Origin of the sequence: Pantoea sp. QMID4, assembly GCF_030270445.1 — a bacterium.
Taxonomy (GTDB): Bacteria; Pseudomonadota; Gammaproteobacteria; order Enterobacterales; family Enterobacteriaceae; genus Pantoea; species Pantoea vagans.
Window position 1 is genome coordinate 172,159 of record NZ_BSXL01000001.1, and the last position, 24,094, is coordinate 196,252.

The following is a 24,094-nucleotide window of genomic DNA, read 5'->3' on the forward strand; positions in this document are numbered from 1 at the left end:
TGATGCGCCTGTCATATAACGCCGCTAGTTTACGTCGCAATGAGATCGATCTCATCGACGATAAACGAGGCAGTGATGACAGATTTAATCAGCGTAGCCCGACTGGCAGGGGTCTCCCGCGCAACCGCCGCGCGCGCCTTCTCTGATCCTCATCTGCTGAAACCGGGCACGCTGCAAAAGGTGCTTGCCGCCTCGGAACAGGTCGGTTTTCGCCCGAATCATATTGCCCGTCAGCTCCGCACTCAACACTCCACCACGCTTGGCGTACTGCTGCCTTCACTATTTAATCCCGTTTTTGCCCTGCAACTGCAGGCGATGGAGCAGCAGGCCCGGCAGGCTGGGTATGCGCTGCTGGTGGCAACCAGTGATTATCAGGCTGAGCGGGAAGCGGCCATTGTCGAACATATGCTGCACCAGCGTGTCGCCGGTCTGGTACTGACTGTGGCAGACGCCGACCGCAGTGCGCTGCTGCCGACGCTGTCGGCGGCAAAGATGCCCTTCGTGCTGACTCACAACGTGCCGCAACAGCACGACTGGCCCACGCTGTGCGTCGACAACCGTAAAGCGATGGCGGAAGCGACCGCCCATCTCATCGCTCTCGGCCATCGCTACATCGTGATGGCCGCTGGACCTATGCAGCAATCTGACCGTGCGCGTCTGCGCTATCTCGGCTACTGCGAAGCCATGCAGCAGGCCGGTCTGACGTCGCGGGCAATGATTGAGATGCCCAGCCATATTCAGTCCGACTTCCGGCTGCTGCTGCCCCTGATGAATGCCCCTTCGCCGCTGACCGCCGTAATTTGCAGTAACGATTTGCTGGCTATCAGTCTGCTGGGGGCTGCTGCGCGAGCCGGTGTCAGCGTACCGAATCAATTGTCAGTCATCGGCTTCGACGGCATTGAGTTGGGTGAGCAGCTTTCACCGTCACTGGCCAGCGTGGTTCAGCCGATTGCGCTGATGGGCACGCGCGCCATCGATCTGCTTCTGAATCCGGGCGGAAAAACCCACGTGCTGGCCCATCATTTACGGCTCGGGGAGAGTATCGCCCCGGCATTTCATGGCTCTTCTTCAGGGAAACATCATGTCACTCAACCTTAATATCAGACAGATCGCCAGCGCTGCGCTGCTGGCCGGATGCACGCTTACCAGTTCGTGGGCACAGGCGGCAGAAAATGCGATCTGCTATAACTGCCCGCCAGAGTGGGCCGACTGGGCCACGCAGCTCAAGGCGATTGAAAAAGCGACCGGCATTCATGTGCCGCAGGATAATAAAAATTCAGGGCAGGCGCTGGCGCAGCTGGTCGCGGAGAAAAACAATCCGGTTGCCGACGTGGTCTATTACGGCGTCAGCTTTGGTATTCAGGCTGTCAGTGCCGATGTGGTCAGTGCTTATAAACCGGCTAACTGGGATCAGATCCCGACAGGCATGAAAGATCCCAATGGCAAGTGGGTGGCGCTGCACTCCGGCACCATGGGCTTTATGGTTAATGTTGATGCGCTGGGTGGCGCGCCGGTGCCGCGCTCCTGGGATGATCTGCTCAAGCCGGAATATAAAGGTATGGTGGGGTATCTGGATCCGGCCAGCGCCTTTGTGGGCTACGTCGCGGCGGTGGCGGTGAATCAGGCCAAAGGCGGCAGCCTGCATGACTTCACCCCGGCGATTAACTGGTTTAAGGCGCTACAGCGTAACCAGCCAATTGTGCCTAAGCAGACCGCCTATGCGCGGCTGATTTCGGGCGAAATCCCGATTCTGATTGACTATGACTTCAACGCCTATCGCGCCCGCTACAAAGATCACGCCAACGTTGAGTTTGTGATCCCGAGCGAGGGAACCATCACGGTGCCGTACGTTATCAGCCTGGTGAAGAGTGCGCCGCATCCGGCCAACGGTAAGAGAGTGATTGATTTCGTGCTGTCAGATGCCGGTCAGGCTATCTGGGCCAATGCCTGGCTGCGTCCGGTGCGGGCGGGGACAATGTCACCCGAGGCGAAAAAATATTTCCTGCCTGACAGCGATTATGCGCGCGCCCACACGGTCGATTATCAGCAGATGGCCGATGCGCAGAAGGGCTTCTCCGCGCGTTATCTGAGTGAGATTCGCTGATGTCACTGTCAGAAATCAACCTGTCTGCTGCGGGTGGTCCGTTTCGCCAGCGGCTTCGTCCGCTGAGGGCGAACTGGCCATGGATGCTGCTGCCTGCGCTGCTCTTCTTTGCAGCCTTCTGGCTGCTGCCGTTTGCCCGTCTGTTGCAGATCGGCATGACGGAGGATCGCACCACGCACCACAGCGGCTACTGGATGGTGATCAGCCAGCCGCAGTATCTGCAAAGCCTGCTGAATACCGTGTTGCTCTCGGCAGCCGTCACGCTGGTGACGTTGCTGATTGCGGCGGTAGTCGGCTGCTTTCTGGCGCGTCAGCGCTTTACCGGGCGCGGCACGCTGCTGGCGCTGCTGACCTTTCCGCTGGCTTTTCCGGGCGTGGTGGTGGGATTTCTGATGGTGATGCTGGCGGGGCGTCAGGGTGTGCTGGCGCAACTCAGCCTCAGCCTGTTTCATGATCGCTGGGTTTTCGCCTATTCGCTCAGTGGCTTGTTTATCGGCTATCTCTATTTTTCGCTGCCACGCGCCATTGTGACGCTGGTGGCGGCGAGCGAGAAGCTGGATCGATCGCTGGAGGAGGCTGCACGCTCGCTGGGAGCCAGCCAGTGGCGCATCATCCTTGACGTCATCATACCAGGGCTGAAACCGGCGCTGCTCTCCTGTGGCGCGCTCTGTTTTGCCACCAGCATGGGCGCGTTTGGCACCGCATTTACCCTGGGCACAGAGCTGGCGGTGCTGCCGCTGACTATTTACGGCGAGTTCACCAATTACGCCAACTTTGCCACTGCGGCGGCACTCTCGGTGGTGATGGGGGCGGTGGCCTGGCTGGCGCTGATGCTGGCTAATGGGCTTGCGCACCACAGGGTGCATGCATCATGAAGCGCCGGGGTCTGTTCTGGCTGCAGGTGGCGATCACCAGCCTTACCGCGCTGTTTATGATCGTGCCGATTGTGCTCTCAATGCTGGCAGGCGTCACGCAGAACTATTTCGCGGGTCTGCGCAGCGGCCTGACGCTGACGTGGGTGGAACAGGTATGGCAGATGTATGCCGACACCTTCTGGCTGTCGCTGCTGATTGCCCTGAGTTGTCTGGCGGTAACGGTCATCGCTGGCGTTCCGGCTGCCTGGGGCTTACTGAAGTCACCGTCACGCTGGGCTGCCCGAATTGAAGAGTGCCTGATGCTGCCGGTGGCGTTACCAGGCCTCGCCACCGCGCTGGGTATCATTCTGCTTTATGGTCAGTTCAGCGCACTGCGCGACAGCTGGCTCTTCATCCTGATCGGCCATGTGCTCTTTACGCTGCCCTTTATGATCCGACCGGTGCTGTCGGTAATGCAGGCGATAGATCTGCCGCGGCTGGAAGAGGCCGCCGCCAGCCTGGGTGCGGGCTTCTGGCGTCGCCTTTATACCGTGGTCGTCCCGAACTGTCGCAACGGCATTCTGGCGGGCGCGTTTATGGTGATTACGCTGTCGGTAGGGGAGTTCAACATCACCTGGATGCTCCACACGCCCCTGACCAAAACCCTGCCGGTCGGCCTGGCCGACAGCTACACCTCGATGCGGCTGGAAGTTGGATCCGCCTACACCCTGATTTTTATCATGATGATTTTACCGCTGCTGCTGTTACTTAACGCCTGTAATCACTGGCTGGAACGGCAATCAGCGCGGCAGCAGAGAGAGGAAATCCTATGAAAGAGGCCATCAACGTGACGCTGCGCCACTGCTCGCGTCGCTTCAATCAGCAGGTCGCGCTGCATCCGCTCGATCTGCGGGTCCATGCCGGAGAAACGCTGGTGCTGCTGGGGCCGTCGGGCTGCGGTAAAACCACGCTGTTGCGTATCATCAGCGGTCTGGAAAGCAGCGATGCGCCGGGTGAGATCTGGTTTGATCAGCGGAACGTCACCGCGCTGCCGATTGAGAAACGCAACGTCGGCATGGTGTTCCAGAACTACGCGCTGTTCCCGACGCTCAACGTGGCGCAGAACGTCGCCTATGGCCTGAAAGTGCAGGGCGTGCCGCGAGCCGAACGCGAGGCGCGGGTGGCAGAGATGCTGGCGCTGGTGGATCTGACGCATCTGTCACATCGCGCGATTGATAAATTGTCCGGTGGGCAGAAGCAGCGGGTGGCACTGGCTCGCGCGCTGGCCGCCCGGCCTAAAGTGCTGCTGTTTGATGAGCCGCTGGCGGCGCTTGATGCCAGGCTGCGCGATCGACTGCGGCTGGAGATCGGCGCACTGCTCAAGCGGCTGGCGATCACTGCCGTTTACGTCACGCACGATCAGCAGGAGGCGATGGCGCTGGGCGATCGCATCGCGGTGATGGAGCTGGGCCGTCTGGTGCAGCTTGATACGCCGCAGGGCATTTATCAGCGCCCGGCCTCCCGTTTTGTGGCCGACTTTGTGGGTGCCATTAACTGCATTGCGCAAGATTTCCATGGTCAGCCCATGCGTTTTTGCCGCCCGGAAGATGTGCTGCTGGCCGACGATACGCGCTATCCCCAGCGCGGCATAGTGCTGGGCAGCACCTTCCTCGGCGCTTCACAGCGCTTACTGATCGATATCGGACTGGATAGCCCTATTCAGGTAGAGCGTCATGCGCGCGAAATCTGGCAGGCCGGGCAGCGCATCAGCTGGTCGCTGACCAGCCAGGCCGCGCTGGAATTCAGTTGCTAAGGAGTCTGTTGTGTCTGTTCAACCCACGATGATTGCGCAAATCAGCGATCTGCATATCAAGGCCCATGGCCGCCTCTCTTACAAACAGGTCGATACCTATGCGGCATTACTGCAGGTTATCGACACTCTTAATGCGCTGCAGCCGCGGCCCGATGTGGTGGTCATTACCGGCGACCTGGTCGATTTTGGCAGGCCGGAAGAGTACCAGACGCTGCGGGAAGCCCTGCAACGCCTGCAGCTGCCGTTTTACCTGATGGCGGGCAATCACGACAATCGCGAGGCGCTGCGTGCCGCTTTCCCGGATCACGCCTATCTGCAGACGGGACCCACCCTGAGCTGGCAGCTTAGCGTCGGTGGCGTCAGGCTGCTGGCGCTGGACTCCAGCGTGCCGCAACAGCCGTGGGGAGAGCTGGACGAACACCAGCTGCAATGGCTGGATCAGGCACTGATCGTGGCTGCCGATCAGCCCACGCTGGTAATGCTGCATCATCCTCCTTTTGCCTGCGGCATTGCTCATATGGACCGGCAACGGTTACGTCATCCGGAAGCCCTTGAGGCGATCATCGCCCGCCATCCGCAGGTTGAGCGGGTGCTCTGCGGTCATCTGCATCGCAGTCTGCAGACCCGCTTTGCCGGCACGCTGGTCTGTGTTGCGCCAGGCGTGTCGCATCAGGTAGCGCTGGATCTGCATCCCGAAGGGCCGGCTCACTTTATTCTGGAGCCGCCAGGCTTTTTGCTGCATTGCTGGCAACCCGGGCAGGGAATGGTCACGCATCAGTGTGCGATTGGCCGCTTTTCGGGACCCTGGCCTTTTTACGATAGTCAGGGATTAATCGATTAGTGCCAGTCAAATCTGGATTATCAGGTGTGAAATTTGTCTTAATGCTGCTCAAAAATGCCGACACCGTGTAGACTTAAGCCCGGATAACAGGGCTTCTGGCACACATTAAAAAAATAATCAGGCATTGACGACATGACATTTATCTCCGGGGCGGCGACGCCATGTTAAAGCTCTTTCGACCCAAGGCCGATTTGCGCAATCTGATCGCCCTGCTGGTGATTGTCAGCATTGTTATCACGCTCGCGAATACGCTTTACGCTACCTGGCGGGTTCAGCGCCAGGTGCTGATTGACACCACGCTTGAGGCCAATCGCGCTTACGCCGCCAAACTGGCCTCAACCAGTGAGATTTTCTTTCAGCTGGCGCAGTCACAGCTGCACTATAGCGCTAATCAGCTCAGCCGCGACTTTAATAATGAGGCGCTGCTGGAAAGCGAAGTCAGCCGCCTGCGCGAGCAGACCAGCAGTTTCAACTCAGTGGCGATAGTGGATGCGCAGGGCGTGATCAAGGCGATTTCGCCTGAGTCGTTGACCCTGAAAGGTATGCATCTGACCAGCGACGCCTCACGGGAAGCGCTGACCCTGCGGCAGCCGATCATCAGTAAACCCACCCTTTCTGCTGCCAACAATCTGCTGGTGTTTGTCTCCTGGCCTGTCTGGAGTGCCGATGGCGACTACCTGGGCTACATCGGCGGCACCATCTACCTGAAGAAAAAAAGCATTCTGAATGCGCTGCTGGGTGAGCAATTTTACCGGGATGGCACCACGGTCTATGTGCTCGACAGCAATAATGAGGTGTTGTATCACCAGAACCGGCAGCTGGTGGGTAAAATGCTGCCGGCCATCGTCAGTCCGCGTGACGAGCAGACCAATGGCTCGCTGATGCTTGCCGGTCCGGGTGAGTCAGCTCAGCTGGCGGGCTTTGCGATCGTGCCGACCACCGGCTGGACGGTGGTGGCCCTGAAGCCGATTAACGTCACGCTGGATCCCCTTTCGGGCCTGTTAATGAATGTCCTGAAAAACTCGGTGCCGTTTGCGCTGCTGACTCTGCTGGTGGCCGTGGTGCTGGCGCGGCTGATTGCCCGGCCACTCTTCCAGCTGGCCCGTAAAGCCAGCCGGATGGATGCGCAGGGGGTATCAAAAGAGATTGGTGGCATCACCGCCTGGTATTTTGAGGCGGCTCAGGTCAAACGAGCACTGCTTACCGGTATTGGTCTGGTGCAGGACAAAATTGGCCGTCTTAGCTCGGAAGCGCAGACCGATCCGCTGACCCAGTTGCTGAATCGCCGTGGCCTGAATGCGGTGCTGGAGTATTACCGCACGCTGCGCCAGCCTTTCTCGGTGCTGGCTCTGGACATCGACCACTTCAAAAACGTTAACGACAGCTGGGGCCATGATGTCGGTGACCGGGTGATTCAGCAGGTGGCGAGCACGCTGCGTGCCAGCGCCCGTCAGTCTGATGTGGTATGTCGCAACGGCGGAGAGGAATTTCTGATGCTGCTGCCGGGCACGCCCCTGGATGAGGCACAGATCATCGCGGAGCGCGTACGGATGGGTATTGCCGAAGCCTGGCTTACGGATGTAGGACGAATTACCTTGTCTATTGGCGTGGCGGCATGGAAGGGCACCCACGATGCCGGGCTGGAAACGAGTCTGAAACAGGCGGATGCGGCGCTCTACGCGGCGAAAAATGCCGGGCGAAACTGCGTTATCGCAGCCACAGCTTAATCGCACAAAGAGCAGATGTTTTTTTACGGCAGGCAAGCGTGAAGGGGAAAAAGGGAAAGAAGATAAGCAGGGCGCGGCGGTCGGGCTACCGCGCCCCTCAACATCAGGCTGACTTAACGTAATCCAGCACCATGTCGTGGTGATTCGAGGTTTTGAAGTTATCAAACACTTTCTCAATCCTGCCCTCAGCATCGATCAGGAAGCTGATGCGATGAATACCGTCATAGGTTTTCCCCATAAAGGTTTTTTCACCCCAGACGCCAAACGCCTGGCAGACTTCATGATTTTCATCTGACAGCAGCGTGAAGTTCAGCAGCTCTTTTTCAACAAACTTTGACAGTTTTTCCGGTTTGTCGGTGCTGACACCCAGGACTTCCACGCCCGCTTTTTTCAACTCATCCATGTTGTCACGCAGACCGCACGCCTGCACGGTGCAGCCTGGCGTCATCGCTTTCGGGTAGAAGTACACCAGAACGCGCTGTCCCTGGAAGTCGGTCAGATTCACGTGTTCGCCGTCCTGGTCGGGCAGGCTAAATGCAGGTGCAGTATCTCCGGCTTTCAGTGGATTCATCACATCTCTCCATTTTCTTATTCAGGCTGTGGGTAATACACCATCCGGGCCGAAACGACCAGAGGGAACATTACCATCAGGGGGTATTTCACCACATAGCCGATCACGCGTCAGGCATGGGGAGAAATAACTCCGGTTTATTAACTAAAGCTTAGCGTACCGCGCTGACCGATTCGCTGCTGTCAGCATCAGACACACTGTAGAGACGCAGCGTTCCCTGGGCATTCAACTCCAGACACAGGGTATTAAAAGCCTGCTCAAAGGTGGTGCCACTGGTTCGTGTCGGACTGTGGGCGGTCATTTGAATATAGAGCGTTGGTGGCAAATCGTGTTGCGCGGGTGTAATACGCGACACCAGTTCGGCCACGTTCATCTGATGCTTATCAATAAGATCGGTAAAGCGTTCAATAATATGTGGCGAGTCGGCCACTTCTACCTGAATGAACGCGGTATCGGGCATCGGCGGACGAACCCCGGCGTTGGTGCGCTTCATGACGATCAGCAGCTCCAGCTCTGCGCCTTTCAGCGGCAGCGTCGATTCAATCAGCGTAATCGCGTTCCAGCTGCCCGACAGCAACATGATAAAGGTGAATTCATCCCCAAGCATGGCAAGACGGCTATCTTCAATATTGCAACCGCAGCTGCTGACGTGTCGGGTAATCGTATTGACGATACCCGGACGGTCAACACCGAGCGCGGTGATCACCAGATGATGGGGCTGAGATTGCGACAAAATGGCTTATCCTCTGCTTTCGCTAATAACCATAAGGTAAACATAAAAAAAACTGCTGACAAGCGCGGGAATGGCGTGGCTTGCTTGCTTTTCCCTAAGTGTAAAACGTACCATGAAGCACTTGTTTGTCGAGGGGATCGCCAATGTTTACGGGAAGTATTGTTGCACTCGTTACGCCAATGGATGACAGCGGTAATGTCTGCCGGTCGAGTCTGAAAAAACTGATTGATTATCACGTCGCCAGCGGCACCGCGGCGATCGTTTCCGTCGGTACCACAGGTGAATCTGCAACCCTGAGCCATGAAGAACATGGTGATGTGGTGATGCTGACCCTGGAACTGGCCGATGGCCGAATTCCGGTGATTGCCGGAACCGGTGCAAATGCCACCGCTGAAGGCATCTCTCTGACGAAGCGTTTTGAAAATTCCGGCGTGGTGGGCTGTCTGACTGTGACGCCATACTATAACCGTCCGACGCAGGAAGGGCTGTTCCAGCACTTTAAAGCGATTGCGAATAGCACCAGCCTGCCGCAGATGCTGTATAACGTTCCCTCGCGTACCGGTTGTGACATGCTGCCGGAAACCGTTGCCCGCCTGGCCGAAATTAAAAATATTATCGGAATCAAAGAGGCAACCGGGAACTTATCGCGGGTTAGTCAGATCCAAGAGCTGGTTAATGAAGACTTTATTCTGGTGAGTGGCGATGACGCGACTGCGCTGGACTTTATGCAACTGGGCGGCAAAGGCGTCATTTCGGTGACCGCAAATGTGGCTGCACGTGAAATGGTCGAGCTGTGTCAACTCGCACAGCAGGGCAATTTCGCTGAGGCACGCCGCCTGAATCAGCGTCTGATGCACCTGCACCAGACGCTTTTCTGTGAACCCAATCCTATCCCGGTGAAATGGGCTGCGAAACAGCTAGGATTAATCGCTAACGACACGCTGCGTCTGCCAATGACGCCACTGACTGCAGCCGGCCAGCCGAAAGTGGAGCAGGCGCTGGTGAAAGCGGGTTTGCGATAATTTAGGGAGTTTGAATGAATTACTCAGTAAAGCGGTCAACAGTAGCCACCGTAGTCGGGCTTTCTACTCTGATGCTGTTGTCGGCCTGTTCAAGCGATCAGCGTTATAAGCGCCAGGTCAGCGGTGACGAATCTTATCTTGAAGCCAGCCAGTTAAGTGAACTGAAAGCGCCAGCCGGAATGATCCTGCCGGTTCAGCGTGGTGACTATGATGTGCCGCGCACCAGCAGCCAGGCACCGACCGGCAAGCAGCTCGATATCCGTCCGCCAGCCCAGCCGCTGGCGCTGATGAACGGCACCCGCGCGCAGTTCAGTAACAATACCGGTGCGCTGATGATCGATAACAGCCGTGGTTCAGTCTGGTCACGGGTCGTTAACGTCGTTGAGTCAAACAAATTCCCGATTGCTTCACGTAATGATGCCGGTCAGCAGCTGACGACCGACTGGGTGCAGTGGAACCGTGCTGATGAAGATCAGCAGTATCGTGGCCGCTATCAGGTCAGCGTGCAGTCGCAGAGCTATCAGCAGCAGCTTACCGTGCGTCTGCTTGAGCTGCAGCAGGATGGTAAAACCATTACGTCACCTGTGCAGATCCAGCGTTACACCGCGCAGATGCTGAATGAAATCAGCACCGGTCTGGACAAAATTGATACTGCCAGTGAAAACGCGGCATCAGGCCGGGTAAGTGGCGCTATTGATGTGCAGAGCGGCGCAGATGACACCGGTCTGCCAATGCTGATCCTGCGTACACCCTACAATGTGGCATGGCAGCGTCTGCCAGATGCGATGAAACGCGTCGGGATGGAAGTGACCGATACCACCCGCTCAACCGGCAGCATGAAGGTGACCTACAAGTCACCGGGCAGCAGCGACTGGGATTCAGTCGGTGCGAAAGATCCGGAATTACCAAACGGTGATTACAAAGTGCAGGTCGGCGATCTCGACAACCGTACCAGTCTGCAATTCATCGACCCGAAAGGGCATGTGCTGACCCAGTCGCAGAACGATGCACTGGTGGCCGTGTTCCAGGCGGCGCTGAACAAATAAAGTTGCCTCAGGCCGGAGATTCTCCGGCCTTTTTATTTTGTTTTTGGCATAATAGCGCGCGGCGAAGTAAACGATTGCGTCAAGGCAATCGCCGCAGCGGCACTGGTCGCTGAACACCCGTTATTTCAAGTCTGGAGTGAACAAGATGCAAAAGCGAGCTGAGTTGTATCGCGGTAAAGCGAAAACCGTATACAGCACCGATAACCCGGATCTGCTGATACTCGAATTCCGCAACGATACGTCAGCAGGTGATGGCGCCCGAATCGAGCAGTTTGATCGCAAGGGAATGGTTAACAACAAGTTTAACCACTTCATCATGACCAAATTGCAGGAAGCAGGTATCCCGACCCAGATGGAAGCGCTGCTGTCCAATACCGAAGCGCTGGTGAAGAAGCTGGAGATGGTGCCGGTCGAGTGCGTGGTGCGTAACCGTGCCGCAGGCTCGCTGGTAAAACGTCTGGGCGTGGAAGAGGGCATTGTGCTCAATCCGCCGCTGTTTGATCTTTTCCTGAAAGATGATGCAAAGCACGACCCGATGGTCAACGAATCTTACTGCGAAACCTTTGGCTGGGTCAGCAAACAGAACCTGGCGCGGATGCAGGAGCTGACCTTTAAAGCCAACGAAGTGCTGAGCAAACTGTTCGACGATGCGGGCCTGATTCTGGTCGACTTCAAACTGGAATTTGGTCTGTTTAACGGCGAAGTGACGCTGGGCGATGAGTTTTCGCCAGACGGTGCGCGCCTGTGGGACAAAGAGACGCTCGATAAAATGGACAAAGACCGCTTCCGCCAGAGCCTCGGCGGCGTGGTTGAAGCCTATGAAGCCGTGGCACAGCGACTGGGCGTAAAACTCGACTGAGTTTGTTTTTGGCGCACGAAGAAAGCACAAAGAAAGAGGAGAGCGCCGGCTCTCCTTTTTTCATTTCAGGGTAAAGCTGGTGATTGCTCCGTCACGCAACTAAAATCATGCCATCTGAAAAAATGACTGAGGGAATACAGCATGCGCTGGCAAGGGCGTCGCGAAAGCGACAATGTAGAGGACCGTCGCGATCAATCGTCCGATTTAGGTGGCGGAGGCCGACAGATTCGTCTGCCGCGTGGCAAAGGCGGTATCGTGTTGCTGATCGTGGTGGCAGTAGCCGGTTATTACGGATATGACCTGACCGGACTGCTGACGGGGGGGGATGTCGCACCGACCAGCCAGCAGCAACAGCGCAGCGTCAGTGCCAATGATGACGAGGCCGCGAAATTCACGAAAGTGATCCTGGCCACCACGGAAGACACCTGGGGCAAACTGTTCCAGCAGATGAACAAACAGTATGTGGCACCGAAGCTGGTGATGTATCGCGGTGCAACCCGCACCGGCTGCGGAACCGGACAGTCGGTGATGGGACCGTTCTACTGTCCTGCCGATCAGACCGTCTACATCGACCTCTCTTTCTATGACGAGATGAAAACTAAGCTGGGCGCAGGCGGTGACTTCGCCCAGGGCTACGTTGTCGCGCATGAAGTTGGCCACCATGTCCAGAAACTGCTGGGCATTGAGCCAAAAGTGCGTGAAATGCAGCAGGGTGCCAGCGAGAAGCAGGTCAATCAGCTCTCCGTCAAAATGGAACTGCAGGCAGACTGTTTTGCGGGTGTCTGGGGACACTATATGCAGAAGGAAAACATCCTTGAAGCCGGCGATCTGCAGGAAGCGCTGAATGCTGCTGAGGCGATTGGCGATGACCGTCTGCAGCAGAAAGGTCAGGGCCGCGTCGTGCCGGATAGCTTTACCCACGGTACTTCTGAGCAGCGCTACACCTGGTTTAAGCGCGGGTTTGATGGTGGCGATCCAGGACAGTGCAACACCTTCGCCAGCAACTGATGATCCCAACGCAGCTTATGCAACAGGCCGGTGTGCGTCGTCTGGCAGTCATCAGCGGTGACCCGGCCTGGTGCTTAGATCGGGCTACGGCGTGGCGTGAAGCGTTGCCAGGCGACTGGCTGGCGCTGAGTCCGGCGCCGCTATTCTCTGACGAGTCAGCTCTGCACAGGCAGCCTGGCGCGGTACGCACGCTGCTGGGACGCGAATTCCATCATACGATATTCGACGCCCGGCAGGGCTTTCATGCCGAGGCTTTCGCGGCGCTTGCCGGTACGCTCACAGCCGGAAGCTGGCTGCTGCTGCTGGTCCCACCCTGGCAAGCGTGGTCGCAACAGCCTGACAGCGACAGCCTGCGCTGGGCGGATGTCGCTGAACCCATCGCAACACCTCATTTTGTCCACCACCTGCAACAGCTGATCCTGGCGGATAACCAGGTGCTGCTGGAGCGACAGCATCAGCCCTGCCGTTTTCCGGCGCAGCGGGCCTGGCCGCAGTGGCACGGTCAGGCACCACAGCAACAGCAGGCGATCCTCGATCATCTGATGACGCTGCCCTCGGGTGTCGCTGTGCTGACCGCTGCACGTGGACGAGGTAAATCGGCACTGGCGGGGATGCTGGCCCGGCAGAACAGACATTGTCTGGTAACGGCACCGGCCAAAGCCTCAACAGAGGTGCTGGCTGCTTTTGCCGCTGAGCATTTTCACTTTATGGCCCCCGATGCGCTGCTGGCGCTGGAGACGCCGCCCCGGGCAGAGTGGCTGATTGTGGATGAAGCCGCGGCGATACCGGCACCGCTGCTGCAGGCGCTGGTGAGCCGCTATCCCCGCGTGTTGCTCACCACTACCGTACAGGGCTACGAAGGCAGTGGACGCGGCTTTATCCTTAAATTCTGTGCCGGGCTTGCAGATGCACACTATTTCACGCTGGATGAGCCGCTGCGCTGGTCGCGTTTTGATCCGCTGGAGCAATGGCTGAACCAGGCACTGCTGTTTAATGATGCCAGCGCCACTGCGCCCGATACTCCGGCAACATCGCATCGTATTGAACGTCACGATTTTAGCGCGCTGAAAGCTGCTTATCGTCTGCTCACCAGCGCGCACTACCGCACGTCGCCGCTTGATCTGCGCCGCCTGCTGGATGCACCCGGTATGCAACTGTGGCAGGCGGGTGATGCAAACGCGTTACAGGGTGCGCTCTGGCTGGTGGAGGAGGGCGGTCTTGAACCTGAACTGGCGCAGGCGGTCTGGGCGGGCACCCGGCGACCGCGCGGCAATCTGGTTGCGCAGTCGCTGGCAGCGCACGCTGGTCTGGCTGATGCGGCAATCCTGCGCTCGCAGCGCATCAGCCGGATTGCCGTGGCGGCGGAGAGCCGTCGTCGGGGAACCGGACAGCAGCTTGTTGCGGCGGCGGCTGATGCGGCTGCCGATCACGACTACCTCTCTGTCAGCTTCGGCTACACTGAATCACTCTGGGCGTTCTGGCGCGCCTGCGGTTTTACCCTGGTAAGAATTGGCAGTCAGCGCGAAGCCAGCAGCGGCTGCTACGCAGCGATGGCGATATTGCCCTGTTCTGCTGCGGGTGAGGCTCTGACACGCCGCGCGGCAGAGCAGCTGGCGCGTGACTGGCCGCGGTTGCCTCAGCATATCGCGCTGGACCTGCAGTTTGATAAGATCACAGATGATGGATTGACCGTTCAGGACAGCCATCTGGCCATCGGTTTTGCCTGGGCGCAGCGGCCACTGGAGGCGAGTCTGCCAGTGTTGCAGCGTCTGGCAGAGGCCAGTGCCGTCTCCGTACCGCTGCTGGCCGCCGCGGTTGCTGCACCTGATGCGCTAAGCGACCTGGCCCGGCAGACGGGCTTAAGCGGCCGCAAGGCGCTGATAGCTACGCTGCGTCAGCAGGCGGCTTCAGCGCTCGAGAGCCTGGGCGTTACTGCAGACGCGCTGCACCGGCCGTTGAAATAATTCGACCATCTGCCTCAAATTATCCTCATATCATTTTGTGCCAGGCGGCGTAGAGTGAACACAGGAGGTCAACATGACACTGAAATATGTAATCGTTCAACAGCCTGTCACCACTGCACAGCTGTTTCTGCTCTATCACGGCGTTGGCGATAACCCGGATTCAATGGGCGAGATTGGCAACTGGTTTGCGAAAACCTTTCCCGACGCGCTGGTGGTTTCTGTCGGCTCGCCTGGTGCGGGTCGTCAGTGGTTCGGTGAAACCGACCTGCACGATCAGACCATCCAGCAGCGGGTGGATGCGGCGATGCCACAGTTTTTTGCGTCGGTGCGCCACTGGCAAAAAAAGAGCGGCGTGCGGCCGGAAGCGACAGCCTTAATCGGTTTTTCGCAGGGCGGCAGTATGGTGCTGGAAGGCGTCAAAGCCCATCCGGATCTGGCGGGTCGCGCAGTGGTGTTTAGTGGCCGGTTTATTACTCTGCCAGAGAAGGCCAGTACCTACACCACGATTCACCTGATCCACGGTGATTACGATGAGCAGATCCCGATGCACCATGCCCGGCAGGCAGAACAGCGGCTGACCGCCTGCGGTGGCGATGTCACGCTGGATATCGTTGACGATCTGGCGCACGCTATCGATCACCGCAGCATGGAGCTGGCGCTGAATCATCTGCGCTATACGGTGCCAAAACGCTACTTTGATGAGGCGTTAAGTGGTGCAAAACCCGGTGACGATGACGTTATCGCAATGATGTAAAAAAGCCCCTGCATAGCAGGGGCTTTTTCGTTTACTTCTTCTTCGGCCAGTTGTCGTCGTCATCCCACTTATCGTTGAAATCACGATGCGGCGGCAGGTCAGGTTTGTTATCCATAAATTTTTTGTGATCGATGCGTTTCAGATCTTTATAAACGTTCATCAGCACGCCAACCATCAGCAGGATCACCAGGATCCACCAGTAATCTTTAATAAATTCCATTTGCTGCTCCTTAACATCGCCGTCAGGCGATCAGTTGTTCCATGATGCGCTGGTACATCCGGCTCAGCATCTGCAGGTCGGAGGCTTTCACACACTCATTGATTTTGTGAATGGTGGCATTCACCGGCCCCAGCTCCACCACCTGCGCCCCCATCCGGGCGATAAACCGGCCATCGGAGGTGCCGCCTGTCGTCAGCAGCTGCGGCTTAATTTCATTATAGTGCGCCACAGCTTTTACGACGGCATCCACCAGCTTACCGCGTGAGGTCAGGAAGGGCTGACCCGAGAGTTTCCACTCGATGGTGTAACGCAGCTGGTGACGATCCAGCAGTTCCGCGACCCGCTGGCGGATCATCTCATCGGTGAGTTCGGTGCTGAAGCGGAAGTTGAACTGCACAAACAGCTCGCCGGGGATCACATTGTTGCTGCCGGTGCCCGCCTGGACATTAGCAATCTGCATGCTGGTGGCAGGGAAGAACGCATTCCCCTGATCCCACTCCGTCGCGACCAGCTCATTCAGCGCGGGCATCGCCCGGTGAACCGGGTTATCCGCCAGATGCGGATAGGCGACGTGGCCCTGCACACCGTGCACCGTCAGATTGGCGGTAATCGAGCCACGACGGCCATTTTTCACCACGTCACCGACGACTTCTGTGCTGGACGGTTCGCCGACCAGGCAATAGTCGAGCCGTTCACGGCGCGCCATCAGCCGTTCAACCACTTTAACCGTGCCGTTGGCTCCGCTGGCCTCTTCATCCGAGGTGATCATGAAGGCGAGGCGGCCCCGGTGATTGGGACGCACTGCCACAAAGCGTTCGGCGGCCACCACCATGGCTGCCAGTGACCCTTTCATGTCAGCCGCACCACGGCCAAACAGCATGCCATCGCGGATTGTCGGTTCAAATGGCGGGTTAATCCAGCGGCTGGCATCGCCAGGCGGCACCACATCGGTGTGACCGGCAAACGCCAGCGTTTCACCTTCGCCACGGGTGGCCCAGAAATTCAGGGTGTCGTCGATGTTCATCGTTTCAATCTTAAAGCCAATGGCTTCAAGACGGGCGATCAGCAGAGCCTGACATCCGGCATCATCGGGGCTGAGAGAGGGGCGACGAATAAGCTGCTGCGTCAGCTCAATGACCGGGCAAAACATATTATGACTTCTCCTGAATAGCATTCTGATAGGTGGCTTCGCTAAAACCGGCGAGCAGGGAGCCATCCGGAGCACGCAACAGCGGACGCTTAATCATGGCGGGATGCGCCAGCATTAGCGCTTTGGCGCTGCTGGCATCGTTAACCGCTTCACGATCAGCTTCGGGCAGTTTACGCCAGGTCGTGCCGCGTGTGTTAAGCAGGGCTTCATGGCCCAGCGCATCGATAAATTCCTGCAACAGGGCATCGCTCAGGCCATCGGCACGGTAGTCGTGAAAGTGATAATCAACGCCTGCATCTGCTAAAAAGCGCCGGGCTTTTTTTATGGTGTCGCAATTTTTAATTCCGAACATCACCCACTGCGTGCTCATTGCCCGATCCTTATTATCCTGTGAAAAGAGAAAGCTGAAAAAAGCAGCCAAAGCGCGAGTTTAGCATAGTGTGATTGGTTGCGGCATCCGCGCTGGCGCGGGAATCGGTCCGGATATCATGCGCGCCGTGTCGTTATTTCATTGCGGGTAAACGCTATCAGTTACGCAGGCAATTATTACCCTGCTTATCGATGCGTGCTTAAGAATTTCGCCATGTTGATAAAATAGTCTACCGCTGGGCTTAAAATAAATTATCTTCAATCAGGTTAAGGGGTTGCTGAAATGTGCGTCAGCGTCCAGAATCAGCAACATTCATGTTTTTGTGAGGCTTGCCGATAGGTATAACAGGTGTAAACGTATTCACCTGCTTAAAAAAAGCGCGTAATATTGCCAGCACAATAAGAGAGGGCATTATGATTGACACTGAAATGGGAACCTGGAAAGAATTTATCGAAGCGATGTTACGCAACAAGTAACACGTGGAGATTAAAGCAGGTCAGTCCCACTTGCTGGAATTCTTACCACACACAGAAATAAGGCGGCCACTGAACTCAGTGGCCGCTTTTTATTTAGCTTTAGTCATGCGGTTTCGCTTTAAGTGGAAAGCGACGGCGGACCAGCACAAAGAACAGCGGCACAAAAAAGATTGCCAGCAGCGTGGCGGAGATCATCCCGCCCATCACGCCGGTTCCCACGGCGTGCTGGCTGCCGGAACCTGCACCGCTACTGATTGCCATCGGCAGCACCCCAAAAATAAAGGCCAGCGAGGTCATCAGAATCGGCCGCAGACGCTGACGCGATGCCTCCAGCGTGGACTCCACCAGTTCACGGCCTTTGCTGTTAATCTCATTAGCAAACTCAACAATCAGGATGGCGTTTTTGGCGGACAGCCCCACCACCGTCAGCAGGCCAACCTGGAAATAGACATCATTCTCCAGCCCGCGCAGCCAGGTGGCGATAAGCGCACCCACCACGCCCAGCGGCACCACCAGCATTACCGAGAACGGGATCGACCAGCTCTCATACAGCGCGGCCAGGCAGAGGAACACCACCAGCAGCGAAATTGCATAAAGCGCCGGAGCCTGCGAGCCGGAGAGCCGCTCCTGATAAGAGGCACCAGTCCACTGGAACCCGACGCCCAGCGGCAGGGCATGTACCAGCTTTTCCATTTCATCCATCGCCGTACCGCTGCTGACGCCATTCGCCGCTTCACCGACAATCTCCAGCGACGAATAGCCGTTATAGCGTTCAAGACGGGGTGAACCGGTCTCCCAGCGGCTGCTGGCAAACGCGGAGAAGGGCACCATTTTGCCGCTGCTGTTGCGCACGTACCATTTATTGATGTCGTCCGGCAGCATGCGGAATTCGGCGGCGGCCTGCACATAGACCTTTTTCACCCGGCCCCGATCCAGGAAGTCGTTCACATAGCTGGAGCCCCATGCGGTGGTCAGGGTGTCGTTGATGGTGTCCAGCGACACGCCCAGCGCCTGCGCCTTACGGGCATCCACATCGATCTGCAGCTGCGGGCTGTCATCCAGTCCATTGTGCCGTACCCGCGATAGCGACTTATCGTTGCCCGCCATCTCCAGCAGTTTGTCGCGCATCGCCATCAGTTGCGTATGACCGATACCCGCGTGATCCTGTAGTTGCATGTCAAAGCCCGAGCTGCTGCCCATGCCGGTAATGGCGGGCGGACTGCTGGCAATCACCCGGCCCTCTTCAATCTTCTGAAACGCCTGAGTCGCACGATCGATAATGGCGAATGAGGTGCGATCGGCACCAGGCCGATCTTCCCAGTCTTTTAGTCGCACAAACAGACGTGCCACGTTCTGCCCATTGCCGCCGGGGCCGGCACCGATGGTGGAGAAGACCGACAGCACGTTGGCCTTTTCCTCGGTGAGATAATAGTGTTCGACTTTCGCGACCACGCTGGCGGTTTGCTCAAGCGTTGCGCCTGCCGGAAGCTGAACCTGAGTCAGGAAGACGCCGCGATCTTCCAGCGGCAGAAATGAGGTGGGCAGACGCAGAAACAGAAACGCCATCAGGCCGATAATGCCGAGATAGAGCAGCAGCCAGCGACCGCCCCTGCGCAGAATGCCTGCAACGCCGCGCTCATAGCGGTCAGCATTGCGATTAAAGTGACGATTGAACCAGCCGAAGAAGCCGCGACGTTCAGGCTGCTCGCCTTTCGCCACGGGTTTCAGCAATGTGGCACACAGCGCCGGTGTCAGGATCATCGCCACCAGCACCGACAGCACCATCGCCGAAACAATGGTGATGGAGAACTGACGGTAAATAGCGCCGACGGTACCGCCGAAAAACGCCATCGGCACAAATACCGCAGAGAGTACCAGCGCGATCCCGACCAGCGCCCCCTGAATCTGGCCCATCGATTTTCGCGTGGCGGCACGCGGCGAGAGTCCCTCTTCGTGCATGATGCGCTCAACGTTTTCCACCACCACGATGGCATCGTCCACCAGCAGTCCTATCGCCAGCACCATGGCAAACATGGTCAGGGTATTGATGCTGAACCCGCAGGCATAGAGCACGCTGAAGGTACCGAACAGCACTACTGGCACCGCAATAGTCGGAATTAACGTGGCGCGGAAGTTCTGCATAAACAGGTACATCACGCCAAACACCAGCACAATCGCCTCCAGCAGCGTCTTCACCACATCGGTGATCGACGCTTTAACGAACGGCGAGGTTTCATAGGCAATTTTCGCTTCCAGCCCGTGCGGGAAGTAGTGCGACAGCTCCTCTATGCGCGCGCGCACCAGCTTATCGGTGTTCATCTCGTTGGCACCGGATGCGAGCTTCACCCCCAGACCGGACGCGGGCTGGCCGTTGTAGCGGCTTAGATAATCATACTTTTCTGCGCCCAGCGCCACGCTGGCGACATCGCCCAGCGTCACCACAGAACCGTCGGGATTGTTCTTCAGGGTAATGGCCCGGAACTGCCCGGGGGTCTGCAGCATCGACTGCGCATTCACCGTGGCGTTCAGCGCCTGCTTCTCTACGGATGGCAGACCACCGACCTGACCCACGGCAACCTGGGTATTCTGCGACTGGATTGCACTGACCACATCGTCGGTGGTCAGCGAGTAGGCGATCAGTTTGTTGGGATCGAGCCAGATGCGCATCGCATATTGTGAGCCGTAAGCGTCTACCTGGCCGACGCCATCAATACGGCTTAACGGGTCCTGAATATTACTGGCGACATAGTCTGAAATATCCTGCTTATCCATACTGCCGTCGGTTGAGACGAAGGCGACCATCAGAATATTACTGTCACCGGTTTTATTGACCGTTACGCCCTGCGACTGTACCGCCTGCGGCAATTTGCGCAGCGCTGACTGCAACTGGTTCTGAACCTGCTGACGGGCTTCATCAGGATTAGTCCCGGCGGTAAAAGTGAGGGTGATCTGTGCCTGACCGGTATTGCTGCTGTTCGAGGACATGTACATCAGATTATCGATGCCGGTCATGTTCTGCTCGATAACCTGGGTAACCGTATTTTCCAGCGTCTGGGCGGATGCGCCGGGGTAGTTGGCGGTGATGCGCACGTTGGGTGGTGCCAGATCGGGATACTGTTCAACAGGCAGCGAAATAATCGAAAGCGTGCCGCACAGGCACAACAGAATCGCCAGAACCCAGGCAAAGATGGGACGGTCGATAAAGAAATTCGACATTAAATCGACACTCCTCAGGACTTTTATAAGCGTTCAGGCCCAGCGGCAACGGGCGCACTGGCGGGCAAACCGGATGGTCTATGCCACGATTCTCCGCCGCCATTTACTCTACGTGCGGCAGCGGGGGAAATCGTGGAGAAATTGAGGAGAAAATGTAAATTCGTTGGCTATTTGCGGCTTTCAAGCCACATCACTGTGGCGGCGACGCGTGAGCGGACATCCAGCTTACGCAGCAGGTTGCGGATATGCACTTTTACGGTCTCTTCGGAGATATGCAGATTAGCCGCGATCTCTTTATTCGACAGGCCGCGCGCCACCTCCTGCAGCACGTCGCATTCGCGCCCGGTGAGCTGACGCAGGGGATCGGCACTGTGCTGGCGATTAGCCAGATAACGGGCCACGCCTTCACTGAAAACCTTTTCACCCTGCGATGCCTGCAGAATATGCTCCAGCAGTATCTCCGGCTCGCTGTCCTTTAGCAGATAGCCATCGGCACCCGCATCCACCATGGCGAAGATATCACTGCGGGCGTCGGAGACGGTCAGGACCAGAATACGTGAACTGATCCCTTCATGGCGCAACGCCTTCAGCGTATCCAGCCCGGACATGCCTTTCATATTCAGGTCGAGCAGAATGATATCGGGTTCCTGACGGCGGGCCTCAGCCAGCGCTTCCGTGCCGTTGTTGGCTTCTGCGATGACCTCAAGGCGGGGATCCAGCGCCAGCAGCTGACGGATACCGCGGCGCATCAGTGGATGGTCATCCACAATCATCAATGTTAATGCGGGCTGTTGCATAGGTTCTCCATTTCATCGGCTTCAGACGGCGGCAGAAGAGCAGGGCTGGCACCTGATGGCTCCATATCCGCTGGTCTGCACGCTGAGACCGATAGATTATCTGAATACGTCAACATCACGTCCGGCGCTTTATATCAGTGAGCGCGCCGGTTGCGGTGGAAAGCGCAGTTCGACCCGGGTACCCCGTTGCTGAGTGTGAATCGTCAGATTGCCACTCAGACGCTGGGCTCGCTCCGTCACAATCGTCAGGCCATAATGGCCCTCAGGCTCGTCAGTGCTGTTCATTCCCACCCCGTCATCCGTAATTGTCAGTAAGTGCTCACCTTGTTCGCTATGCTGATAATCCACCCGAATCACCTGCGCGCTGGCGTGACGAATGGCATTCAGCAGCGCCTCACGGGCAATCTGCAACACATGCACCTGCTGTTGTGCCTCCAGACTTTGCAGGCCGGTCTGGTGGTTAAAGTGTATCTCTGCGCCGCTTTTCTCCTGCAATGAGGCGATCATCGCCTGCATTGCCGCTGCCAGATCCGCCTGCTCAATGGTCAGGCGGAAGGTGGTCAGCAGTTCACGCAGCTGGCGGTAGGCATCGGCCAGCGCCTGATCGAAGTCAGCGATAATGGCGTGGGCGGCGCTGTCATCCTTATCCACAGTGCGGCGCAGCAGGGTCAGCTGAATACGTAAAAACGAGAGTGACTGGGCCAGCGAGTCATGTAATTCCCGGGCAATGGTGGCACGCTCTTCAATCAGCAGCATCTGCTGATACTGCTGCTGTGCCTGCCAGATCCAGATTGCCCGTCCCAGCATCGCCGCCAGACTGCGCATCAGCTCACTGGGATGCGTGACGCCAGGCGACTGCCAGCGCAGTTCGCCAATCTGCTGATCGTCCTGCTGTAACGGCAGGCGTTGCCACTCACCGTCAGCCTGAGCATCCCCGGCGCAGAACTGAAACTGGTCGCTGTCGAGCCGGATCGCTGTCAGTTTTTCGCGCGTCAGTACAGTGGTTAACACTGACTCAAACAGTGCCGGGTGCAACGGGCTGGCCGTTAGCATCTGCGAGCTGTCGTAAAGCAGTGACAACGTGCGATTCGCCTGGGTTAAGTCTTCCGTTTTCGCGCGCACCGTGCTCTCCAGCAGCTGATAGTGCGAATGCAGACGTGCCGCCATGCCACTGAAGGCGTGCGACAGTACCCGCAGTTCATTCTGCTGTTCAACGTGCAGCGGCGGAAAAGCAAAGTTACCGCTTTCAACGTAGCGACTGGCCGTGACCAGCGCGTTGAGTGGCCGCACCACGTGCAGCCGGGTAAAGCGAATCGTCATCAGTGCCAGCACAACAATCGCGATGACACCCGCCAGGCTGCTGGCCGCCACCAGACGCATTTTCAGCTCGGTATAGCGCTGCAGACCCAGCACAAAGCGATCGATTTCACCGACGTAGATCGGCATCTGCTGCTGGTATGCCACGGTATCACCCTGCTGCAACTGCTGCTGCAGGGAAGGCCAGGCTGCGCGCAGTCGCTGATAGCGAGCGCTGACTTCGCGTGGTACCCAGGGCCGATCCAGCTTTTGCAGCACCGGGGCATCCAGTGTTTGCTGATAGAGCGTCAGGTGATGCGCCAGATTTTGTGGCTGACGGCTGGCATCCCACGCCAAGCGATAGCTCTGCATGCGCAGGGATCCCGCCAGATTGATCGCCTCCGCATCGCGCTGACTGCTGAGCAGTGTGACTAAGGCGAGACCGGTGGTGAGTAGCGACAGCAGGACAATGACGCTGAGCGCCTTAGCGATGCTTTGAGTAACGGAACGTTTAACAATCACGTGGATGGCCCTGTTGAAAGTGCGGGAATTATAAGAGCGCAATAACGTAACGCAACTGATCCATCCCCTGTTTATCGCACAGGCGGTTACACATCGCACATAAAATGACCACAACTGACAGTTCCCAGGGTGGGCTACCGTTTTGTGGTTAAAAAAGGAACAGGTTTACATCGTCCCGATGTTGCTTTTCATTGCAAGGCCAATAATTCATCCAGTCATCAACTCAACCCCAATCACAGATTAAGGAGCATCCAATGAAAAAACTGAATGCTGTACTGGCGGGTGCACTACTGGCTACCGCCTCATTTACCACTTTCGCTGCTGCGCCGGTCGACCCGTCACAGGCGCAGAATATGCAGAGCATCGGCAGCGTGTCGGTCTCCGGCGTTCGCGGCTCACTGGACGATGCTAATCGCCAGCTGTCGCAAAAAGCAGAAGAGCTGGGCGCCAGCCATTACCGCGTTATTGGTATCGATAACCCAGGCGACTCCAGCCTGTGGAGCGGCACCGCAGAGATTTATCGCTAACCCAACCCTCCTGTTTCCATCCCTGTAGCGTTTACCGGCCTGAAATGGCCGGTTTTTTTGTTTTTGTGCATCAGGATGGATTCTTACAAATCAGCCTGTGCAACTGCCCGGTATATTTTGCTTCGTTCTTGCAGAACGGGTAGGATTCATCGCCGTAAATTCCCGCGTTGCCCGGCACTCACTCACGGGCAAAGGCACAGAGGAAAATCCCCCATTTTGCAGGA

General features: G+C 57.4%; 23 protein-coding genes. 15 read left to right on the forward strand and 8 right to left on the reverse strand.

Annotated elements, in window-relative coordinates:
• The first annotated feature begins 75 nt into the window (after nt 1–75).
• The 7 genes from QSK07_RS00795 to QSK07_RS00825 all read left to right on the forward strand — a co-directional run bounded on the left by QSK07_RS00795 (nt 76) and on the right by QSK07_RS00825 (nt 7,339).
• Entirely contained in the window at nt 76–1,098 is a 1,023-nt protein-coding gene (locus QSK07_RS00795) for a LacI family DNA-binding transcriptional regulator (protein ID WP_098052641.1), read from the forward strand.
• The gene (locus tag QSK07_RS00800; protein ID WP_285720202.1) at nt 1,082–2,104 is read left to right on the forward strand and encodes an ABC transporter substrate-binding protein; all 1,023 of its coding nucleotides are present in this window, start codon (nt 1,082–1,084) and stop codon (nt 2,102–2,104) included. Before QSK07_RS00795 ends, QSK07_RS00800 begins: the two co-directional genes overlap by 17 nt.
• Entirely contained in the window at nt 2,104–2,979 is an 876-nt protein-coding gene (locus QSK07_RS00805) for an ABC transporter permease (RefSeq protein WP_285720203.1), read from the forward strand. The genes QSK07_RS00800 and QSK07_RS00805 overlap by 1 nt, the downstream gene beginning before the upstream one ends.
• Nucleotides 2,976–3,791 carry an ABC transporter permease gene (locus QSK07_RS00810; RefSeq protein ID WP_285720204.1) on the forward strand — a complete coding sequence of 272 codons (816 nt, stop codon included), beginning with the start codon at nt 2,976–2,978 and terminating at the stop codon, nt 3,789–3,791. Before QSK07_RS00805 ends, QSK07_RS00810 begins: the two co-directional genes overlap by 4 nt.
• Entirely contained in the window at nt 3,788–4,771 is a 984-nt protein-coding gene (locus tag QSK07_RS00815; RefSeq protein ID WP_285720205.1) for an ABC transporter ATP-binding protein, read from the forward strand. The genes QSK07_RS00810 and QSK07_RS00815 overlap by 4 nt, the downstream gene beginning before the upstream one ends.
• 10 nt (nt 4,772–4,781) lie before the next feature.
• Nucleotides 4,782–5,612, forward strand: coding sequence for a phosphodiesterase (locus QSK07_RS00820; protein WP_285720206.1), 831 nt, complete (start codon nt 4,782–4,784; stop codon nt 5,610–5,612).
• A gap of 161 nt (nt 5,613–5,773) precedes the next feature.
• Nucleotides 5,774–7,339, forward strand: a complete 1,566-nt coding sequence (locus tag QSK07_RS00825; protein ID WP_285720207.1) for a sensor domain-containing diguanylate cyclase — start codon at nt 5,774–5,776, stop codon at nt 7,337–7,339.
• 103 nt (nt 7,340–7,442) lie between these two features.
• Here the strand turns inward: QSK07_RS00825 and bcp are convergent, their stop codons facing one another.
• Both bcp and QSK07_RS00835 read right to left on the reverse strand, forming a co-directional pair.
• Nucleotides 7,443–7,910 (reverse strand): thioredoxin-dependent thiol peroxidase, encoded by a 468-nt coding sequence (gene bcp / locus QSK07_RS00830; RefSeq protein WP_098052648.1) that lies wholly within the window; start codon nt 7,908–7,910, stop codon nt 7,443–7,445.
• A 151-nt stretch (nt 7,911–8,061) separates the two neighbouring features.
• Complete coding sequence (locus QSK07_RS00835) at nt 8,062–8,643, reverse strand: glycine cleavage system transcriptional repressor (RefSeq protein ID WP_098052649.1); 582 nt, start codon at nt 8,641–8,643, stop codon at nt 8,062–8,064.
• 143 nt (nt 8,644–8,786) lie between these two features.
• On the opposite strand from QSK07_RS00835, the gene dapA reads away from it, so the two are divergent.
• The 6 genes from dapA to ypfH all read left to right on the forward strand — a co-directional run bounded on the left by dapA (nt 8,787) and on the right by ypfH (nt 15,296).
• Entirely contained in the window at nt 8,787–9,665 is an 879-nt protein-coding gene (gene dapA, locus QSK07_RS00840) for a 4-hydroxy-tetrahydrodipicolinate synthase (RefSeq protein WP_285720208.1), read from the forward strand.
• Between the two features lie 14 nt (nt 9,666–9,679).
• Entirely contained in the window at nt 9,680–10,711 is a 1,032-nt protein-coding gene (gene bamC / locus QSK07_RS00845) for an outer membrane protein assembly factor BamC (protein ID WP_285720209.1), read from the forward strand.
• A 145-nt stretch (nt 10,712–10,856) separates the two neighbouring features.
• Nucleotides 10,857–11,570, forward strand: coding sequence for a phosphoribosylaminoimidazolesuccinocarboxamide synthase (gene purC / locus QSK07_RS00850; protein ID WP_285720210.1), 714 nt, complete (start codon nt 10,857–10,859; stop codon nt 11,568–11,570).
• A gap of 141 nt (nt 11,571–11,711) precedes the next feature.
• A complete protein-coding gene (gene ypfJ / locus QSK07_RS00855) occupies nt 11,712–12,578 on the forward strand; it encodes a KPN_02809 family neutral zinc metallopeptidase (RefSeq protein WP_285720211.1) in 867 nt (288 codons plus the stop codon).
• Nucleotides 12,578–14,542 (forward strand): tRNA(Met) cytidine acetyltransferase TmcA, encoded by a 1,965-nt coding sequence (locus tag QSK07_RS00860; RefSeq protein ID WP_285720591.1) that lies wholly within the window; start codon nt 12,578–12,580, stop codon nt 14,540–14,542. The genes ypfJ and QSK07_RS00860 overlap by 1 nt, the downstream gene beginning before the upstream one ends.
• Nucleotides 14,543–14,615: 73 nt before the next feature.
• On the forward strand, nt 14,616–15,296 hold the full coding sequence (gene ypfH / locus QSK07_RS00865) for an esterase (protein WP_285720212.1): 681 nt from the start codon (nt 14,616–14,618) through the stop codon (nt 15,294–15,296).
• Nucleotides 15,297–15,327: 31 nt separating this feature from the next.
• On the opposite strand, the gene QSK07_RS00870 is transcribed toward ypfH, so the two are convergent.
• Genes QSK07_RS00870 through QSK07_RS00880 form a run of 3 tightly spaced genes read right to left on the reverse strand, consistent with a single transcriptional unit; the run spans nt 15,328 to nt 17,036 of the window.
• Nucleotides 15,328–15,516: a YpfN family protein gene (locus tag QSK07_RS00870; RefSeq protein ID WP_003848800.1), complete on the reverse strand. Its 189-nt coding sequence runs from the start codon at nt 15,514–15,516 to the stop codon at nt 15,328–15,330.
• Between the two features lie 22 nt (nt 15,517–15,538).
• Nucleotides 15,539–16,666, reverse strand: a complete 1,128-nt coding sequence (gene dapE, locus QSK07_RS00875; RefSeq protein ID WP_098052657.1) for a succinyl-diaminopimelate desuccinylase — start codon at nt 16,664–16,666, stop codon at nt 15,539–15,541.
• Nucleotide 16,667: 1 nt separating this feature from the next.
• Nucleotides 16,668–17,036 (reverse strand): ArsC family reductase, encoded by a 369-nt coding sequence (locus QSK07_RS00880; protein WP_285720213.1) that lies wholly within the window; start codon nt 17,034–17,036, stop codon nt 16,668–16,670.
• A gap of 413 nt (nt 17,037–17,449) precedes the next feature.
• Between QSK07_RS00880 and ypfM the strand changes: the two genes are divergently transcribed.
• Nucleotides 17,450–17,512, forward strand: coding sequence for a protein YpfM (gene ypfM / locus QSK07_RS22910; protein ID WP_376747919.1), 63 nt, complete (start codon nt 17,450–17,452; stop codon nt 17,510–17,512).
• A 99-nt stretch (nt 17,513–17,611) separates the two neighbouring features.
• On the opposite strand, the gene acrD is transcribed toward ypfM, so the two are convergent.
• The 3 genes from acrD to narQ form a co-directional block, all read right to left on the reverse strand.
• Entirely contained in the window at nt 17,612–20,728 is a 3,117-nt protein-coding gene (gene acrD, locus QSK07_RS00885) for a multidrug efflux RND transporter permease AcrD (RefSeq protein ID WP_098052659.1), read from the reverse strand.
• A gap of 167 nt (nt 20,729–20,895) precedes the next feature.
• Entirely contained in the window at nt 20,896–21,525 is a 630-nt protein-coding gene (locus tag QSK07_RS00890; protein WP_285720214.1) for a response regulator, read from the reverse strand.
• A gap of 129 nt (nt 21,526–21,654) precedes the next feature.
• On the reverse strand, nt 21,655–23,343 hold the full coding sequence (narQ, locus tag QSK07_RS00895; protein ID WP_285720215.1) for a nitrate/nitrite two-component system sensor histidine kinase NarQ: 1,689 nt from the start codon (nt 23,341–23,343) through the stop codon (nt 21,655–21,657).
• Nucleotides 23,344–23,597: 254 nt separating this feature from the next.
• Here narQ and QSK07_RS00900 point away from each other — a divergent pair, with 254 nt between their 5' ends.
• A complete protein-coding gene (locus tag QSK07_RS00900) occupies nt 23,598–23,870 on the forward strand; it encodes a YdgH/BhsA/McbA-like domain containing protein (protein ID WP_275221131.1) in 273 nt (90 codons plus the stop codon).
• Nucleotides 23,871–24,094: the final 224 nt, after the last annotated feature.

Excerpts from the sequence above, each read along its gene's own strand:
- QSK07_RS00795 (WP_098052641.1), top strand. The coding sequence starts at position 76 with ATGACAGATTTAATCAGCGTAGCCCGACTGGCAGGGGTCTCCCGCGCA.
- QSK07_RS00800 (WP_285720202.1), top strand. The coding sequence starts at position 1,082 with ATGTCACTCAACCTTAATATCAGACAGATCGCCAGCGCTGCGCTGCTG.
- QSK07_RS00805 (WP_285720203.1), top strand. The coding sequence starts at position 2,104 with ATGTCACTGTCAGAAATCAACCTGTCTGCTGCGGGTGGTCCGTTTCGC.
- QSK07_RS00810 (WP_285720204.1), top strand. The coding sequence starts at position 2,976 with ATGAAGCGCCGGGGTCTGTTCTGGCTGCAGGTGGCGATCACCAGCCTT.
- QSK07_RS00815 (WP_285720205.1), top strand. The coding sequence starts at position 3,788 with ATGAAAGAGGCCATCAACGTGACGCTGCGCCACTGCTCGCGTCGCTTC.
- QSK07_RS00825 (WP_285720207.1), top strand. The coding sequence starts at position 5,774 with ATGTTAAAGCTCTTTCGACCCAAGGCCGATTTGCGCAATCTGATCGCC.
- bcp (WP_098052648.1), bottom strand. The coding sequence starts at position 7,910 with ATGAATCCACTGAAAGCCGGAGATACTGCACCTGCATTTAGCCTGCCC.
- dapA (WP_285720208.1), top strand. The coding sequence starts at position 8,787 with ATGTTTACGGGAAGTATTGTTGCACTCGTTACGCCAATGGATGACAGC.
- bamC (WP_285720209.1), top strand. The coding sequence starts at position 9,680 with ATGAATTACTCAGTAAAGCGGTCAACAGTAGCCACCGTAGTCGGGCTT.
- purC (WP_285720210.1), top strand. The coding sequence starts at position 10,857 with ATGCAAAAGCGAGCTGAGTTGTATCGCGGTAAAGCGAAAACCGTATAC.
- ypfJ (WP_285720211.1), top strand. The coding sequence starts at position 11,712 with ATGCGCTGGCAAGGGCGTCGCGAAAGCGACAATGTAGAGGACCGTCGC.
- QSK07_RS00860 (WP_285720591.1), top strand. The coding sequence starts at position 12,578 with ATGATCCCAACGCAGCTTATGCAACAGGCCGGTGTGCGTCGTCTGGCA.
- ypfH (WP_285720212.1), top strand. The coding sequence starts at position 14,616 with ATGACACTGAAATATGTAATCGTTCAACAGCCTGTCACCACTGCACAG.
- QSK07_RS00870 (WP_003848800.1), bottom strand. The coding sequence starts at position 15,516 with ATGGAATTTATTAAAGATTACTGGTGGATCCTGGTGATCCTGCTGATG.
- dapE (WP_098052657.1), bottom strand. The coding sequence starts at position 16,666 with ATGTTTTGCCCGGTCATTGAGCTGACGCAGCAGCTTATTCGTCGCCCC.
- QSK07_RS00880 (WP_285720213.1), bottom strand. The coding sequence starts at position 17,036 with ATGAGCACGCAGTGGGTGATGTTCGGAATTAAAAATTGCGACACCATA.
- acrD (WP_098052659.1), bottom strand. The coding sequence starts at position 20,728 with ATGTCGAATTTCTTTATCGACCGTCCCATCTTTGCCTGGGTTCTGGCG.
- QSK07_RS00890 (WP_285720214.1), bottom strand. The coding sequence starts at position 21,525 with ATGCAACAGCCCGCATTAACATTGATGATTGTGGATGACCATCCACTG.
- QSK07_RS00900 (WP_275221131.1), top strand. The coding sequence starts at position 23,598 with ATGAAAAAACTGAATGCTGTACTGGCGGGTGCACTACTGGCTACCGCC.